General features: G+C 35.9%; 12 protein-coding genes and 2 tRNA genes. 8 read left to right on the top strand and 6 right to left on the bottom strand.

The window, feature by feature from the left end; translation table 11 throughout:
- Nucleotides 1-31: 31 nt before the first annotated feature.
- The 6 genes from ATE47_RS10490 (at nucleotide 32) to ATE47_RS10465 (ending at nucleotide 5,889) form a co-directional block, all read left to right on the top strand.
- Nucleotides 32-1,672: a UxaA family hydrolase gene (locus ATE47_RS10490; protein WP_062161926.1), complete on the top strand. Its 1,641-nt coding sequence runs from the start codon at nucleotides 32-34 to the stop codon at nucleotides 1,670-1,672.
- Nucleotides 1,673-1,868: 196 nt separating this feature from the next.
- Nucleotides 1,869-2,633 carry an SDR family NAD(P)-dependent oxidoreductase gene (locus ATE47_RS10485; protein ID WP_062161925.1) on the top strand — a complete coding sequence of 255 codons (765 nt, stop codon included), beginning with the start codon at nucleotides 1,869-1,871 and terminating at the stop codon, nucleotides 2,631-2,633.
- Between the two features lie 205 nt (nucleotides 2,634-2,838).
- A complete protein-coding gene (locus ATE47_RS10480; RefSeq protein ID WP_062161924.1) occupies nucleotides 2,839-3,690 on the top strand; it encodes a fumarylacetoacetate hydrolase family protein in 852 nt (283 codons plus the stop codon).
- Nucleotides 3,687-4,016, top strand: a complete 330-nt coding sequence (locus ATE47_RS10475; protein ID WP_062161923.1) for an L-rhamnose mutarotase — start codon at nucleotides 3,687-3,689, stop codon at nucleotides 4,014-4,016. Before ATE47_RS10480 ends, ATE47_RS10475 begins: the two co-directional genes overlap by 4 nt.
- 28 nt (nucleotides 4,017-4,044) lie before the next feature.
- Nucleotides 4,045-4,869, top strand: coding sequence for an amidohydrolase family protein (locus tag ATE47_RS10470; protein WP_228376266.1), 825 nt, complete (start codon nucleotides 4,045-4,047; stop codon nucleotides 4,867-4,869).
- 237 nt (nucleotides 4,870-5,106) lie between these two features.
- Nucleotides 5,107-5,889 (top strand): SDR family oxidoreductase, encoded by a 783-nt coding sequence (locus tag ATE47_RS10465; RefSeq protein WP_062161922.1) that lies wholly within the window; start codon nucleotides 5,107-5,109, stop codon nucleotides 5,887-5,889.
- A 97-nt stretch (nucleotides 5,890-5,986) separates the two neighbouring features.
- On the opposite strand, the gene ATE47_RS10460 is transcribed toward ATE47_RS10465, so the two are convergent.
- The 5 genes from ATE47_RS10460 to ATE47_RS10440 form a co-directional block, all read right to left on the bottom strand.
- The gene (locus ATE47_RS10460; protein WP_062161921.1) at nucleotides 5,987-6,946 is read right to left on the bottom strand and encodes a terpene synthase family protein; all 960 of its coding nucleotides are present in this window, start codon (nucleotides 6,944-6,946) and stop codon (nucleotides 5,987-5,989) included.
- Between the two features lie 338 nt (nucleotides 6,947-7,284).
- A tRNA-Phe gene (locus tag ATE47_RS10455) sits at nucleotides 7,285-7,357 on the bottom strand.
- A gap of 107 nt (nucleotides 7,358-7,464) precedes the next feature.
- Nucleotides 7,465-7,537, bottom strand: a tRNA-Phe gene (locus tag ATE47_RS10450).
- A gap of 97 nt (nucleotides 7,538-7,634) precedes the next feature.
- Nucleotides 7,635-9,476 carry a lysophospholipid acyltransferase family protein gene (locus ATE47_RS10445; RefSeq protein ID WP_062161920.1) on the bottom strand — a complete coding sequence of 614 codons (1,842 nt, stop codon included), beginning with the start codon at nucleotides 9,474-9,476 and terminating at the stop codon, nucleotides 7,635-7,637.
- A 24-nt stretch (nucleotides 9,477-9,500) separates the two neighbouring features.
- Nucleotides 9,501-10,739 (bottom strand): aspartate kinase, encoded by a 1,239-nt coding sequence (locus tag ATE47_RS10440; protein WP_062161919.1) that lies wholly within the window; start codon nucleotides 10,737-10,739, stop codon nucleotides 9,501-9,503.
- A gap of 315 nt (nucleotides 10,740-11,054) precedes the next feature.
- Between ATE47_RS10440 and fbp the strand changes: the two genes are divergently transcribed.
- Together fbp and ATE47_RS10430 are read left to right on the top strand one after the other, a co-directional pair.
- Nucleotides 11,055-12,071, top strand: a complete 1,017-nt coding sequence (gene fbp, locus ATE47_RS10435; RefSeq protein ID WP_062163512.1) for a class 1 fructose-bisphosphatase — start codon at nucleotides 11,055-11,057, stop codon at nucleotides 12,069-12,071.
- Nucleotides 12,072-13,076, top strand: coding sequence for an o-succinylbenzoate synthase (locus ATE47_RS10430; RefSeq protein WP_062161918.1), 1,005 nt, complete (start codon nucleotides 12,072-12,074; stop codon nucleotides 13,074-13,076).
- 245 nt (nucleotides 13,077-13,321) lie between these two features.
- Here the strand turns inward: ATE47_RS10430 and ATE47_RS10425 are convergent, their stop codons facing one another.
- A complete protein-coding gene (locus ATE47_RS10425; RefSeq protein WP_062161917.1) occupies nucleotides 13,322-14,452 on the bottom strand; it encodes an alpha/beta hydrolase in 1,131 nt (376 codons plus the stop codon).
- Between the last annotated feature and the right edge of the window lie 50 nt (nucleotides 14,453-14,502).

The raw sequence follows: 14,502 nt of genomic DNA, 5'->3' as shown, positions 1-14,502 counted from the left end.
GCACAAAAAATATTCAATTTTAAAGCTAAAAATGAGCAATTTAATTTTAAAAATAAATCAAAAAGACAATGTTTTGGTCGCTTTGCAGGATATTCCGGCAGAAACCGAAATCATTTTCGAAGGAGCTACCTATACAACTTTAGAAGCAATCCCTGCCAAACATAAATTCTTTATAAATGACATGAAACAGGGCGATGAAATCTTTATGTATGGAGTTTTGGTCGGTAAAGTACAGTATGATCTCGCAGCGGGAACCCGAATGACGACCGACAATACAAAACACGCTGCCGAACCTTACTACTACCGCGATGTTGATTATCATTGGACAAAACCGGATGTGTCAAGATTTTTGCATAAAACGTTTAAAGGATATCACCGCTCAAATGGCGATGTAGGAACTGCTAATTATTGGCTTTTTATTCCTACCGTTTTTTGTGAAAACCGTAATCTTGATATCATTAAAGAATCATTGTATAATGAATTGGGATATGCCGTTGATGCAAAATACAAAAGCTACACCCATCAATTGGTAGAAGCGATTTCAAAAGGAGAAAATTTGGATGATATTGATTTTTCACCCTCAAATATCCCAGCAAAAGATCGTGTATTTAAAAATGTGGATGGCATTAAGTTTCTCAATCACACAGGTGGTTGCGGAGGAACAAGGCAGGATGCGGATACACTCAGCAAACTTTTGGCCTCTTATGCAGACCATCCCAATGTTGCAGGAGTCACTTTGTTAAGTTTGGGATGCCAACATCTTCAGATCGATAATTTCAAAAAAGATCTGTACAATCGAAATCCGGATTTTGATAAACCGTTACTTGTTTTTGAACAGCAAAAAGCAGTAAGTGAAGAAACAATGATCAAAAACGCCATTTTTGAAACGCTGAAAGGACTTTTAGAAATTAATAAAATTGAACGTGAAGATGCACCAATAAGCAAACTTTGTGTAGGCGTAAAATGTGGCGGAAGCGATGGTTTCAGTGGTATTTCAGCCAATCCGGCTGTAGGACATCTTGCGGATATCCTTTCTGTTTTGGGAGCTAAAGTTTTACTTGCCGAGTTCCCGGAATTGTGTGGCGTCGAGCAGGAATTAATAGACAGGGCTGTAGATAAACCAACCGCCGAAAAATTCATCAAATTGATGACAGAATATGATGAACTTGCTCATGCTGTGGGTTCAGGATTTTACATGAATCCCTCACCAGGAAATATTAAAGACGGATTAATCACCGATGCCATAAAATCTGCAGGTGCAGCAAAAAAAGGAGGTTCAGCCCCAGTTGTAGATGTTTTGGATTATACGGAACGCGCAACCAAGCCGGGATTGAGCCTTGTCTGTACACCGGGAAATGATGTAGAAGCTACCACAGGAAAAGCCGCTTCAGGAGCAACTTTAATTCTGTTTACGACAGGTTTGGGTACGCCTACGGGAAATCCGGTTTGCCCGGTCATCAAAGTGGCTACTAATACTGTACTGGCAACAAAAATGTCGGATATTATCGATATTGATACAGGTGCGGTTGTGCGCGGTGAAAAAACAATTCAGGAAATGGGCGAAGATATTTTAGATTTCTGCATCGATGTTGCCAGTGGAAATATCATTCCTAAGGCGGTGGCATTGAATCAGGATGATTTTATCCCTTGGAAAAGAGGGGTGAGTCTTTAAAGATAAAAAAGATTTTAATCTTTAAAATAATTTTAAAGCAAAGATTGACAAGTCGCATTAAGTGTGAAAACAATAAAACTTGAGATTTTAGCTGAGTGAAACGCCTTTGCGAACGAAAATATACAAACAATATTAAAAACCTAGCGTACTTTGCGTTAAAGAATAGATACCAAAATTTTAATAATAATATAAAAAAATGTTTTCTTTAAAAAATAAAAAGGCCGTCGTAACAGGCGGTGGAAGCGGAATTGGACAAGCAATCGCAGTTCAGCTTGCGGCCAATGGTGCAGAAGTTCATATTCTCGAAATTACAGAACAAAACGGACAGGAAACGCTGGAAGAAATAAAATCTTCCGGAGGAAATGCTACGGTTTATGCTTGTGATGTATCCAAACAGAAAGATGTTTTAGCAGTTTTCGATCAAATTGGCGCGATCAATATTCTTGTAAATAATGCCGGAATTGCGCACATCGGAAAAGCGGATACAACCTCAGAAGAAGATTTCGACAAAATTTATAATGTCAATATTAAAGGTGTTTACAATTGTCTGTTTGCAGCTATTCCACAGATTAGAAAGTCAGGAGGCGGTGTGATCATTAATATGGCTTCCATTGCGGCTTTGGTAGGAATTCCCGATCGTTTTGCGTACAGTACGGCGAAAGGTGCCGTAAAAGCAATGACCATGAGTGTTGCCAAAGATTATATCTCTGAAAATATTCGTTGTAACTCTATTTCTCCGGCGCGTGTACATACGCCTTTCGTTGACGGATTTTTAAAGAATAATTATCCTGACAACATCGATGAAATGTTTGAAAAACTGTCGAAAACCCAACCGATCGGAAGAATGGCCCAGCCTGAGGAAGTTGCTTCTTTAGCACTTTATCTTTGCAGTGACGAAGCTTCATTTATCACTGGTGTAGACTACCCTATTGATGGAGGTTTTACCACTTTGAATAATTAAAAATATTAAATATACTTTAATCTTTGAGTATAAGCTACTTGTTAGTTATTTTCTTTAACGCAAAGCGCGCAAAGATTATAAATTAAACTTAAAAAAATCGATCGCAAGGGCACTTCGTTCAGCAAATGATAGCAAATATCCTTGTGTTAAAATTTTAATAGTGTAATTAAAACAAATATAAAAATCAAAGACAATAAAATTAAAAATGAAATTAATAAAATTCGGAAAACCGGGACAAGAAAAGACAGGCGTAATTATTGACGATAAAAGATATGATATTTCCCATTTGGTAAAAGATTACGATGAAAACTTCTTCTCGGGCGATGCCATAGAAAATTTAAAAGCAGAAATAAACACGCAGAATTTACCCGAAATTTCACCTAATGAAAGACTAGGTGCACCTTTGGCAAGACCATCAAAAATCATTTGCGTGGGATTGAATTATAAAGATCACGCCGCTGAAACCAACGCTCCGATTCCGCAGGAACCTATTTTGTTTTTTAAGGCTACCACAGCAATCGTAGGTCCTAATGATGATTTGGTTATTCCTAAAAACAGCACAAAAACCGACTGGGAAGTTGAGTTGGGAATTGTCATCGGAAAGAAAGCAAGTTATGTTTCTGAGGAAAATGCCCTTGAACATATTGCAGGCTACGTTTTGCACAACGATTACAGTGAAAGAGCCTTTCAGCTGGAGAGAAACGGACAGTGGGTAAAGGGAAAAAGCTGCGACACTTTTGCACCAATCGGGCCTTTTATTGCGACGCCAGACGAAATTGAAGATGTTCACAACCTTCGTTTGTGGTTGAAAGTGAATGGACAAATTTTGCAGGACGGAAATACCTCTAATTTGATTTTTAACGTGCCTTTTATGGTAAGTTATATCAGTCAGTTTATGACGTTGCTTCCGGGAGATATTATCAGTACAGGAACGCCTGCCGGTGTCGGTTTGGGGCAAAAACCAGAGCCTTGGTATCTGAAACCAGGTGATGTGGTAGAATTGGGAATTGACGGCTTAGGAAGCAGTACACAAAAAGTAAAAGCGTACGGAGAATGAAAAAATTCTGTCTAGCCCTCGATTTGATTGATGATCCTGAATTGATTGCAGAATACGAAAAGTATCACCAAAACGTCTGGCCCGAAGTGAAACAAAGTATTTTGGATTCCGGAATTATAAATATGGAGGTTTATCGTATTCAAAACCGATTGTTGATGATTGTGGAAGCCGATGAAAACTTTTCTTTCGAAGCCAAAAATGAAGCCGATAAAAACAACTTAAAAGTTCAGGAATGGGAAGAATTGATGTGGAAATTTCAACAACAGTTGCCCAATTCTAAACCGGGAGAAAAGTGGCAGTTGATGGATAAAATATTTTCATTATAAATTTCATTTCAAAGAAAATTGTTAAAAAATGATTATTGATTCTCACGTACATTTTTGGAATTTTGATCTGGTTCGGGATGCCTGGATTACTGAAAATATGGCTGTGATTCGGAAAGACTTTCTGCCGGAAGATTTTTCTTTATATTTAAATGAAAATAATGTTGAAGGTTGTATTGCAGTTCAGGCTGATCAGAGTAAGGAAGAAACTTCTTTTCTGGTAAATTTAGCAAAAGAAAATCCGTTTATTAAAGGTGTTGTCGGCTGGATTGATTTGACTTCTGAAAACTTAGAAGCATTACTTCAAAATTATCAGTCTGAAAAGCTGATCAAAGGTTTCAGACATATCGCGGAAGGAGAAGAAATCGGCTTTTTACTGCAAAAAAATATACTCAACGGAATTGCTGCGCTTCATCAATATGGCTATACTTTCGATATTTTATTGAAACAAAGTCAGCTTTCTGACGCAGTCAAACTTTCGGAGAAATTACCAGATCAGCCCTTTATTTTAGATCATTGCGGAAAACCTGACCTTAAAACAAATGATTTAAAAGACTGGAAACTTAACATTGCAGAACTTGCCCAAAATCCTAATGTTTATTGCAAAATTTCAGGACTTTTGACACAAGGAAACTGGAATAATATTGATGAAAAAGTAATTTTTGAAACTTTAGATTTCATTTTTTCGCAATTTGGAATTAAACGGGCAGTTTTCGGAAGCGATTGGCCTGTGATGTTATTAGGTGGAAATTATGCTTTGTGGCTGGAATTAATTTCAAAGTATGTAGGTCGGTTTTCAAAAGAAGAGCAACAACTTTTTTTCTCCAAAAATGCAGTGAGATTTTACAAATTATAATTTTTTACCGCAAAAGTGACAAAAGATTAACACATTAGTTATTTTAAGTTTAACAGTAGAATACAAATAAGAACACATAAGTTTTAAAAATCTCCGATTTTGTTTTGAAAATTTATACATAAAAAAACGCTGTAGTCTTTGCTGGTGAAACGCCTTTTGCGAACGAAAAAATATACATAACAATATTAAAAAAAATCTTACCGCTCTTTGCGTTAAAAAAATAGAAAGAAAAAAATTATGAACCTAAATCTTGACCATAAAATAATCATCGTAAGCGGCGGTGCAAAAGGCATCGGAAATGCTATTGCGAAAATCTTAGCTGAAGAAAAAGCATTCCCGATAATCATCGGCAGAAACGAAGACGACAACAAAAAAGCCATTCAGGAAATCCAGGATCTTGGAGGAAAAGCGGATTTTGTTACCGCCGAACTTTCCCAACCTGATGAATGTAAAAAAGCCATCGATGAAGTCGTTAGAAAGTACGGAAAAATTGATGGTATTGTCAATAATGCCGGTGTAAATGATGGAGTAGGTCTGGAAAATGGTTCATATGAAGGATTCATGGCATCCTATCATAAAAATGTTGTACATTATTATCTTTTGGCGCATCACGCACTTCCTTATCTTAAAGAAAGTAAAGGTTCAATCGTGAATATTGGAAGTAAAACGGCAGAAACCGGGCAAGGCGGTACGTCAGGTTATGCCGCCGCAAATGGTGCCAGAAATGCTCTGACAAGAGAATGGGCGGTCGAACTTTTACCTTACAGTATCCGTGTCAATGCCATTATTGTCGCTGAAGCGTGGACACCTCTTTACCAATCGTGGATTTCGACTTTTGAAAATCCGGATGAAAAACTAAAAAGCATTACATCAAAAATACCATTCGAAAAGCGCATGACAACCTCCGAGGAAATTGCTAATATGGCAGCATTTCTGCTATCGGAAAGATCTTCACATACAACAGGACAATTGATTCATGTAGATGGCGGATATGTGCATCTGGACAGGAGTTTGGAGTAGTTTATCAAATTATACACATACTGCCCCAAAACGAACCTATCCTGGAAATTTTGTTCATATAATTCAACGGGTTTCAATAACAAATTTGATAATTAGTTTAATATTCCGGAATAGGAAACTTCGTATAACGCTCTGTCACATCTTGGTACCATTTTCCTATGCCGGTGAGCATTAATTTCATATGAAAAATATAATTATCAACATTTTTATGATAAGGGCCAAAATCAGGAAGGGCGGCATGCAGGGCATCCATTTCCCTTACATATTCATCATGGATATGAAGAGATTTGTTAATGGCTTCTTCCAATGAAATTTTATATTCATGCTGTATGACAAGTACAATATTAAAAACTTCGGCTCCCAACGCCTTTTCTTTTTCTAAAGAAGCAAAGTCATTTTGAATAACAGCAAGCCGTGCTGTAATAGCTCTAAACCGCTGAATGATAGGATGATTATATAAATTCGCTGATAATATAAAGCCTAATGACACATCCAGCATGTCCAGATAAGGATGCATCGCGACCGAATATTCCCGAATAGGGAGCAGGACCGCCAAAGGTGGATAATGTTTTATTTTAGCTAATTTATAAGGTATTTCCTCCATTAAGCCATAGGTTACATAACGATAGAATGAATTTGCAAATCGCTCCATCCAAAAATCCGGCATAAAAGTTCGTAATTCTTTTACCATTTGGGCAGCTTGGCGAACCAGTCCAATATCATCAGAATCAGGCTGTTTACCTAAAATTATATTAATGATATGGTCTCGGATTGGTTCAAGTTTATCTTTAGGACAAAATTCATAATAATCATCAAAGAGAGTCATCCAAATCATAAGTAGGGTAATAGGTCTTAAGCGTGACAAATCCGTGGTGGTTGGTGACATATATGCTGCTGCTGATGCCAAGCCGTGCCGCTTGTATTTTTCACGGGTTGCCTTAGACATAAAAGTAAAATCAGTATCATACCAGAAAATTTCTTCATCCTGTAATGAATCCCTGTGCGGACTGGCGATATAAGGCCAGGGATAAGTAGGCATAATTTGAGTGTTTTTCATAGTTAAGTTTTGTAAAATTGTATAAATCAATTATTTCAAAATAAAGATAATAAAAATGTTATATTGATTACTTACAAGTATTTATTGTCAATTTTTTGATACTGCAAAGTATTTTTTTATTGAAATTTAGTTTCAAATTATGGCTTAAACGTTGAAATTTAATTTGAACAGGCTTAATGATGAGACTTTTGAAAGTTGTTATTTGAAAAATTTGGACTAAGTCAACGAAAAGGTCACGTTCAATTTGAGAAAATGGTTTATTTTGATATGCATTTAAAAAAGAAACCCCTCAAATCATGCAATTTGAGGGGTTTTGTTAGAAATTGTCTTATTTCTTGTGGTTTCTCCAGGAATCGAACCAGGGACACATGGATTTTCAATCCATTGCTCTACCAACTGAGCTAAGAAACCGCTGTACTTCTTTTTTGAAGTGGTGCAAAACTAATAATAATTATTAAATCTGGCAAATCTTATAAAAACATTTTGAAAAGAAAACCACCTTTTTACAGGTGGTTTTGTGGTTTCTCCAGGAATCGAACCAGGGACACATGGATTTTCAATCCATTGCTCTACCAACTGAGCTAAGAAACCGTTCTTTTACTTCGTTGTTTTAAAGTGATGCAAAAGTAGTAAGTTTTGGTATATGAAGCAAGTATTAATAATACTTTTTTTAACAAAAATTAAAAAGCTACTGATTTTCAGCCGAATTATTTTCCTGTTCATTTCTTATCCTGTCACTCATTTCCTCTAATACAGGCTTTATCGTGCTTTCAGGAAGGTCGCTGATTCTGATATACATGAGCCCGTCGATCGCATCATTGAAGTTGGGATCTACATTGAAGGCAATTACTTTTGCGTTTTGCTTGATATATTTTTTGATTAAAACAGGTAATCTAAGTTCAGGCTCAAGGTCGTCGATTATTTTATCCAGTTTGTTCAGATCGGATTCCATTTCGTCAAAGAAAAGGTTTTTATCCCTGTCGCGAAGCTTTACCTTATATTCATTTCTTGGTGTAATGTATTGAGCTACAGCAGAATCATAGTAATTTGAACGCATGAACTCAATCATTAAAGATTTCGAAAACTCAGAAAATTTATTGGAAATACTCACGCCTCCCATCAAAAACTTATGATCAGGATTTCTTAAACAAACATGTACAATTCCTCTCCACAAAAGGAAAAGCGGAAGCGGTTTCTGCTGATATTCCTGACAAATATAAGCCCTCCCCATTTCAATTACCTTCTTAAAGAATGGATGGATATCCTGTTCAAACTCAAACAAAGAGCTTGTGTAAAAGCCTTTAATTCCGGATTTTTTCATCACTTCTCTACCCAGGGCCATTCTGTAAGCCCCAACCAGCTTTTCTTCAGCATTGTCCCAAAGGAAAAGATGGTGATAATGTTTATCATATTCATCAAGGTCAAAAGGAAGGTTGCTGCCCTCACCCACCGCACGGAAAGTAAGTTCTCTCTGTCTCCCGATTTCCCTCATGATAGAAGGGATTTCTTCGTAGTTTGTAAAATAAACCTCGTAATTTCCGTTACTGAAAAACATTTTGTCGGTGCCTTTCAGCTTTCTGATATCTTTTAAAATATCTTCTTTTGGGGTTTCATCAATAATATTCTGGACGATATTTTCTTCTTTAAGCAAAGGAAATTTTACCGATAAATTCTGAAGATTGATACTTTGAGCAAGTGATTTTCTTTTTTCATAGTAAGATTTCATCATATACACCTTACGCTTCAGGAATTCACCCAGCTCTTCAATCGTTTCCATATCATCCATTGCTTTTACGGCAATGGGTCTCCCGATCCGTATTCTGATGGGCTTCTCCCTGTCATTCATCATTTCTGCAGGAAGCATCAGTGTTTGCAAATTAGGATGGATTTTTGAAACCTGATAAAATAATCTACTGTTCTTAGCATGGAAATACATAGGAACAACCGGCACTTTTGCCATTTTTATGAGCTTCAATGCCGGTTTTTCCCAGTCTTTATCTAATATTTCCCCGTAAGGATTGTTTTTGTTGGAAACTTCTCCGGCCGGGAAAATTCCTACACAGCCTCCGTTCTGCAAATGCTTCAATGTTTCGCGCATTCCGGATGAGCTGCTGTAAGCTTCTTTCTTGTTTTCAAATGGGTTTACGGATATCACGTACGGTTCCATCGGCTTGATTTTTTCCAAAAGGAAATTTCCCATTACCTTGAAATCCGGGCGGACTTCCGATAAGATTTTACACATCAGAATCCCGTCAATTGCACCCAGCGGATGGTTCGAAACCAGAATAAAAGGACCCGTTTTCGGGATTTTAGCCAAATCTTCTTCAAAAGCTACATAGCTTAAGTTCCTCTCTCTCACAAATGAGTCGAAAAAGTCTTTACCTTCCTTATTTTTTAGTTTGTCGTATAATCTATTTACTTGGTTTATTTTAGCAATGCTCATTACAGCAGACGCCACAGGATTCTTTAGAAACCCTATTTTACTTAAGCCGGAAGCTTTGATTAAATCATTTTTCGAAATTAAACTCATATTGTGTTTAGTCGCAATTAGTTTTTATTGTGTTACCATTTGAAGTGTATTCTTCGAAATTTGCTCCAATAATACACTTTTTTCCTGGTAAAATTTATCAATGTTATCCATTTTAGCATTTCTTACTGTAAATAAAGATACATTTTTTACTACTTCTGTTTTGAATACTTTCTGCAGTTCCTCATTTAGCTCGTCTATCGTATGGAATTTGTCTTCCAAACATAAAGCTAGTGAAATTGCAGAATTCTGCATCAAAGAAACTTTGATTTTATATTTGGATAAATACCCGAAAATTAAACTCATATGGTCTTCAGCGATGAAAGAAAAGTCTCTGGTTGAGATTTTCAGCAGCGTCTGATTTTCTTTTAAAATATAAGATTCTTCACTTAGGTTTTTGTCTGAAGCACCCACTTTTGTTCCTTCTTTTGTAGGATCAATGAAAGATTTTACGTAAAAAGGAATGTTTTTTTGCTGAAGTGGCTGCAAAGTTTTCGGGTGAATAACACTGGCTCCGTAATACGCCATTTCAATCGCTTCTTCATAAGAAATATGCGAAAGAAGGCTCACATCTTGGAATTTTCGGGGATCCCCCGTCATTACTCCCGGAACGTCCTTCCAGATTGTCATCGCATCTGCATTCAGACAATAAGCGAAAATCGCAGCAGAGTAGTCGGAACCTTCTCTTCCTAAAGTCACCGTGAAATTATTATTATCAGAACCTATGAATCCTTGGGTAACGTAGCAGATTTCCTTATTTAAATTAGAAATAAATTCTTCAGTTTTTGCCCAGTCTACAACTCCTTCTCTGTAAGAATTGTCTGTTTTTATATAATCTCTGGCATCTAACCATTGATTGGTAAACTGGATTTCATTCAAATATTCACTCACAATTTTAGTGGAAATCATTTCGCCGCTGCTCACCACCTGGTCGTATACAAAGTCGTAATTCGGAGATTTGTTTCTTCTTAAAAAAGAGTCTATATCATCGAAAAATAAATTAATTTCCGCAAAAACTGCATGATTTTCAGGGAATAAACCTTCCGCGATTTCGATGTGTTTTCGTTTTATCTTTTCAATTTCAGTTTGATAATTATCCTTCTTGAAATAAAGTTCTACCACTTTTTCCAACTCATTAGTCGTTTTGCCCATTGCTGAAATTACTAGCAAACACTTGGCAAATCCCTGGCTTTTTATAACCAAAGACACATTTTTTACGCTTTCAGCATCCTTTACCGATGCTCCACCAAACTTGAAAATTTTCATTAAATTGTTAATAATAAAATTGTTAGATAAAAATTTGTGGGAATATTTTACGGGTGTCAAAATTATAAATTTACAACGAGATATGAAATAGGCTCGTGAAGGGATAGGCTTAAGATTTTATTAAAATTAAAAATTAAGTGAAATTATTCTGATTGCTTCAACAGAATGGGGATTGATTTATAGATGAAAAATCATGTTTCCATCGTAGCGATCATTGTATTCGGTTGAAAGCCAGTAGATAAGGTCTTTTATTAATAATTCTTTCTAAATGTGATAAATTTTACGAAATTTGGGGAAAACGTAAAAAGAAAAAATATGTCAGATCAGCCATTACAGACTTTGGGAGAATTTCTTATTGACAAGCAGGACGATTTTCAATATTCCACGGGTGAATTTTCTCGTCTTTTAAGCGCAATAAGATTAGCTTCGAAGGTCGTAAACAGGGAAGTGAATAAAGCCGGAATTGCAGATATTATAGGAAAAGCGGGCAATGAAAATATACAGGGAGAGGAACAGCAAAAGCTTGACGTAATCGCCAACGATATCTTTATTACAGCCTTGTCTCAACGAGAGGTGGTTTGCGGGATTGCTTCTGAGGAAAATGATGATTTTATTGACATTAAATGCGGTGAAAACGGACATTTAAGTAAATATGTTGTATTAATTGACCCTTTGGACGGTTCTTCCAATATTGACGTAAATGTTTCTGTGGGCACAATTTTCTCTATTTACAGAAGGGTTACCGAGCCAGGAACTCCGGTTCAACTGGAAGATTTCCTGCAAAAAGGAGTGAATCAGATTGCGGCAGGCTATGTAATTTACGGTTCTTCTACGATGATCGTCTACACGACAGGAAATGGTGTGAACGGATTCACATTAGACCCATCTTTAGGAACATATTATCTTTCTCATCCTAACATGAAATTTCCGAAAACAGGTAAAATTTATTCTATCAATGAAGGAAATTATATAAAATTCCCTCAGGGAGTAAAAAACTATCTTAAATATTGCCAGATGGAAGAAGGTGACAGACCATATACTTCAAGATATATTGGTTCGTTAGTCGCTGATTTTCATAGAAATATGTTGAAAGGAGGGATTTATATTTATCCATCTTATTCACAGGCTCCAAACGGGAAATTAAGATTATTATACGAATGTAACCCAATGGCTTTCTTGGCTGAACAAGCGGGAGGAAAGGCTACAGACGGGTTCAGAAGGATTCTGGAAGTGGAACCGACAGAACTTCATCAAAGAATTCCGTTTTTTTGTGGAAGCGTCGATATGGTGGAAAAAGCAGAAGAATTTATGCGAATCGATAGTGTAAAATAAATGAAAGCAGAATATTTCAAATATTTATTACAATTCAAACGCCCGAGTGGAACATCTCGCGGCGTTTTGCATGAAAAAGAAACTTTTATTCTGGAAATTTCAGAAAATGGTAAAAAAGGAATAGGGGAATGTGCGGTTTTCAGAGGATTAAGTTTTGACGACCGACCAGATTATGAAGAAAAATTGCAATGGCTTTGTGAAAATATTCAAGAGGATTCTGAATTTTTAAAGGAAAATTTAAAGGAATTTCCATCAATTTGGCTAGGCTATGAGCAGGCTGTTTTAAATTTAAAACATGGTAAAAATCTTTATTTTCCAAGTGACTTTACCAATGGGAAAATTCCAATTATCATCAATGGACTGATCTGGATGGGTGACATCAATTATATGGAAGAACAGATTCATGAGAAATTGAAAAATGGCTTTCACTGTATTAAATTAAAAATCGGTGTCGACTGGAAATCCGAGCACGAAATCCTTCAAAAATTAAGACAAAAATTTTCAAAAGACAAGCTTGAATTGCGTGTTGATGCCAACGGAGGTTTCAATAAGGAAGAAGCGAAAATTGTTTTACAACAATTGGCAGATCTGGATATTCATTCCATTGAACAGCCCATAAAAGCAGGAAATTGGCAAGATATGGCAGAATTGTGCGCCGAAACTCCAACTGCAATTGCCTTGGATGAAGAATTAATAGGAATTATTGATTTTAATGAAAAGAAAAAGCTTTTAGAAGTCATAAATCCACAATATATTATTTTAAAACCGTCTTTAATAGGAGGTTTTTCCGGCTCAGATGAATGGATTTCCCTGGCAGAAGAACAAAATATCGGATGGTGGATAACTTCAGCCTTGGAAAGCAATATCGGACTGAATGCGATTGCTCAATATACATTTACGAAAAACAGCAAAATGCCACAAGGTTTAGGCACAGGCGGTTTGTTTACCAATAACTTTGACAGTCAATTGGCTCTACAGGGTGAACGGTTATTTTTTAATGAATAATGTAGTTTTAGGCTCGAATATTTTTATATTTTAAGCGTTTTAATTCAGTTATTTTAAATCACATCTTTTACGAAAATTGCTTTCTTAATGCAGTCCAGCCAATAAGAAAACTTCTTTTTTACTTTGTTCATAAGAAATAAATTTTAGTGTTTAGTACATAAAAATTTACAATCTTTATGCCAACGTGTGCGGCTGTTTTTAATCTTAGGGTAAAGGTTTATCATATATTTAAAATTTGATTATTATTAAGAGATAATTGTGAAAAAATTTTCGCTATTCTTTAATCTGTTGTTAATAAGATTCCTATCCACGCCATACAAATTTTGGAAAATATCACTCTGAACCAGTGAGCTGGAAAGATAGCCCCAGTGATTTCCAACTTCAAATTTCAATGTGTCCAGCAGGTTATCTTCCACAAAAGTACAGTCGATAACGGAGACAATATCTTTAAAAGGTTCAATATTACTCGGACCGTTTTTCCCCAACCTCGGCGTTAAAATATTTTTTGTAAACTGTGATATTCCAAGAATCAGATCTTTTCTGTTTAAATAGATTGAAATCCTGTTCGCCAGTAAAGGAAGTTTATTGAATGAGTCTTCATTATCTTCAAAAACTTTGTAAGAAACATCAGAATTCAGCAGTAAAACCTGGTCAATTACTCTCAGAATATTTTCCCTTTTCAGGCTGTACAGCATACTTTGAAGCACACGGTTTCCCATCGAATGTGCCATAATATGAATTCTCTGACTGCAGGGAACAAGGTCACGGTTCGAAAAAATATCCTTTAAAAATTGAGTATAGAAGTAAAATAATCTCATTAATGAGCTTCCGGAATTAATACTTGATGCCTTATCATCAAAATAGGTCAGCGGAATGATACTGCTGGAAGCCGGCCAGCTTACAAACAGAATATGCTCTACAGGCGATACCGGATTATCAATAAATAATTTTTTAAGGTCAAGAATTGCTTTTAATTCATCATCAAAATCATAAGCATATCCATGAATAAATATCAAAACATCACTTCTGTCCTTTGTAGATGACATGTTTTTATACAATTCATAAAACATTTTCTGGGTTCCTCCCAAATTATTTGCCGTTAAAGTGGATTCTTTAATTCCTTTTTCGGTTAATAAAACATCCAAAACGTCCTGATATCCTTGTTTTTCGGGTTCGGAAAAAAGCTTGTAATCAAGAATATTCCGGTTGGTATAATCCTTTTTCTTTTTGGCTGGGGCAGTCGGTTCTTTATAGGAATCAAAATTACATTTCGCAATTCTGAAATTAGGAATGGAGTATTCGTCTTTGGAAAAAGAATCTACTCTTTCACCTTTATGACGAACAATTTTCCGATTGCTTAGAATATAGACAGCCATCTTTAATTATTATTTGAGAAACGGTTTAGTTTTATCCTAAGTTAAAGAAA

Source organism: Chryseobacterium sp. IHB B 17019 (assembly GCF_001456155.1).
Lineage (GTDB): Bacteria > Bacteroidota > Bacteroidia > Flavobacteriales > Weeksellaceae > Chryseobacterium.
The sequence above is the reverse complement of the archived record's forward strand: the minus strand, read 5'-3'. Positions and strand labels throughout refer to the sequence as shown.

What these genes read in the sequence shown, in the direction of transcription:
- ATE47_RS10490 (WP_062161926.1), top strand. Translation starts at nt 32, where the DNA reads ATGAGCAATTTAATTTTAAAAATAAATCAAAAAGACAATGTTTTGGTC.
- ATE47_RS10485 (WP_062161925.1), top strand. Translation starts at nt 1,869, where the DNA reads ATGTTTTCTTTAAAAAATAAAAAGGCCGTCGTAACAGGCGGTGGAAGC.
- ATE47_RS10480 (WP_062161924.1), top strand. Translation starts at nt 2,839, where the DNA reads ATGAAATTAATAAAATTCGGAAAACCGGGACAAGAAAAGACAGGCGTA.
- ATE47_RS10475 (WP_062161923.1), top strand. Translation starts at nt 3,687, where the DNA reads ATGAAAAAATTCTGTCTAGCCCTCGATTTGATTGATGATCCTGAATTG.
- ATE47_RS10470 (WP_228376266.1), top strand. Translation starts at nt 4,045, where the DNA reads ATGATTATTGATTCTCACGTACATTTTTGGAATTTTGATCTGGTTCGG.
- ATE47_RS10465 (WP_062161922.1), top strand. Translation starts at nt 5,107, where the DNA reads ATGAACCTAAATCTTGACCATAAAATAATCATCGTAAGCGGCGGTGCA.
- ATE47_RS10460 (WP_062161921.1), bottom strand. Translation starts at nt 6,946, where the DNA reads ATGAAAAACACTCAAATTATGCCTACTTATCCCTGGCCTTATATCGCC.
- ATE47_RS10445 (WP_062161920.1), bottom strand. Translation starts at nt 9,476, where the DNA reads ATGAGTTTAATTTCGAAAAATGATTTAATCAAAGCTTCCGGCTTAAGT.
- ATE47_RS10440 (WP_062161919.1), bottom strand. Translation starts at nt 10,739, where the DNA reads ATGAAAATTTTCAAGTTTGGTGGAGCATCGGTAAAGGATGCTGAAAGC.
- fbp (WP_062163512.1), top strand. Translation starts at nt 11,055, where the DNA reads ATGTCAGATCAGCCATTACAGACTTTGGGAGAATTTCTTATTGACAAG.
- ATE47_RS10430 (WP_062161918.1), top strand. Translation starts at nt 12,072, where the DNA reads ATGAAAGCAGAATATTTCAAATATTTATTACAATTCAAACGCCCGAGT.
- ATE47_RS10425 (WP_062161917.1), bottom strand. Translation starts at nt 14,452, where the DNA reads ATGGCTGTCTATATTCTAAGCAATCGGAAAATTGTTCGTCATAAAGGT.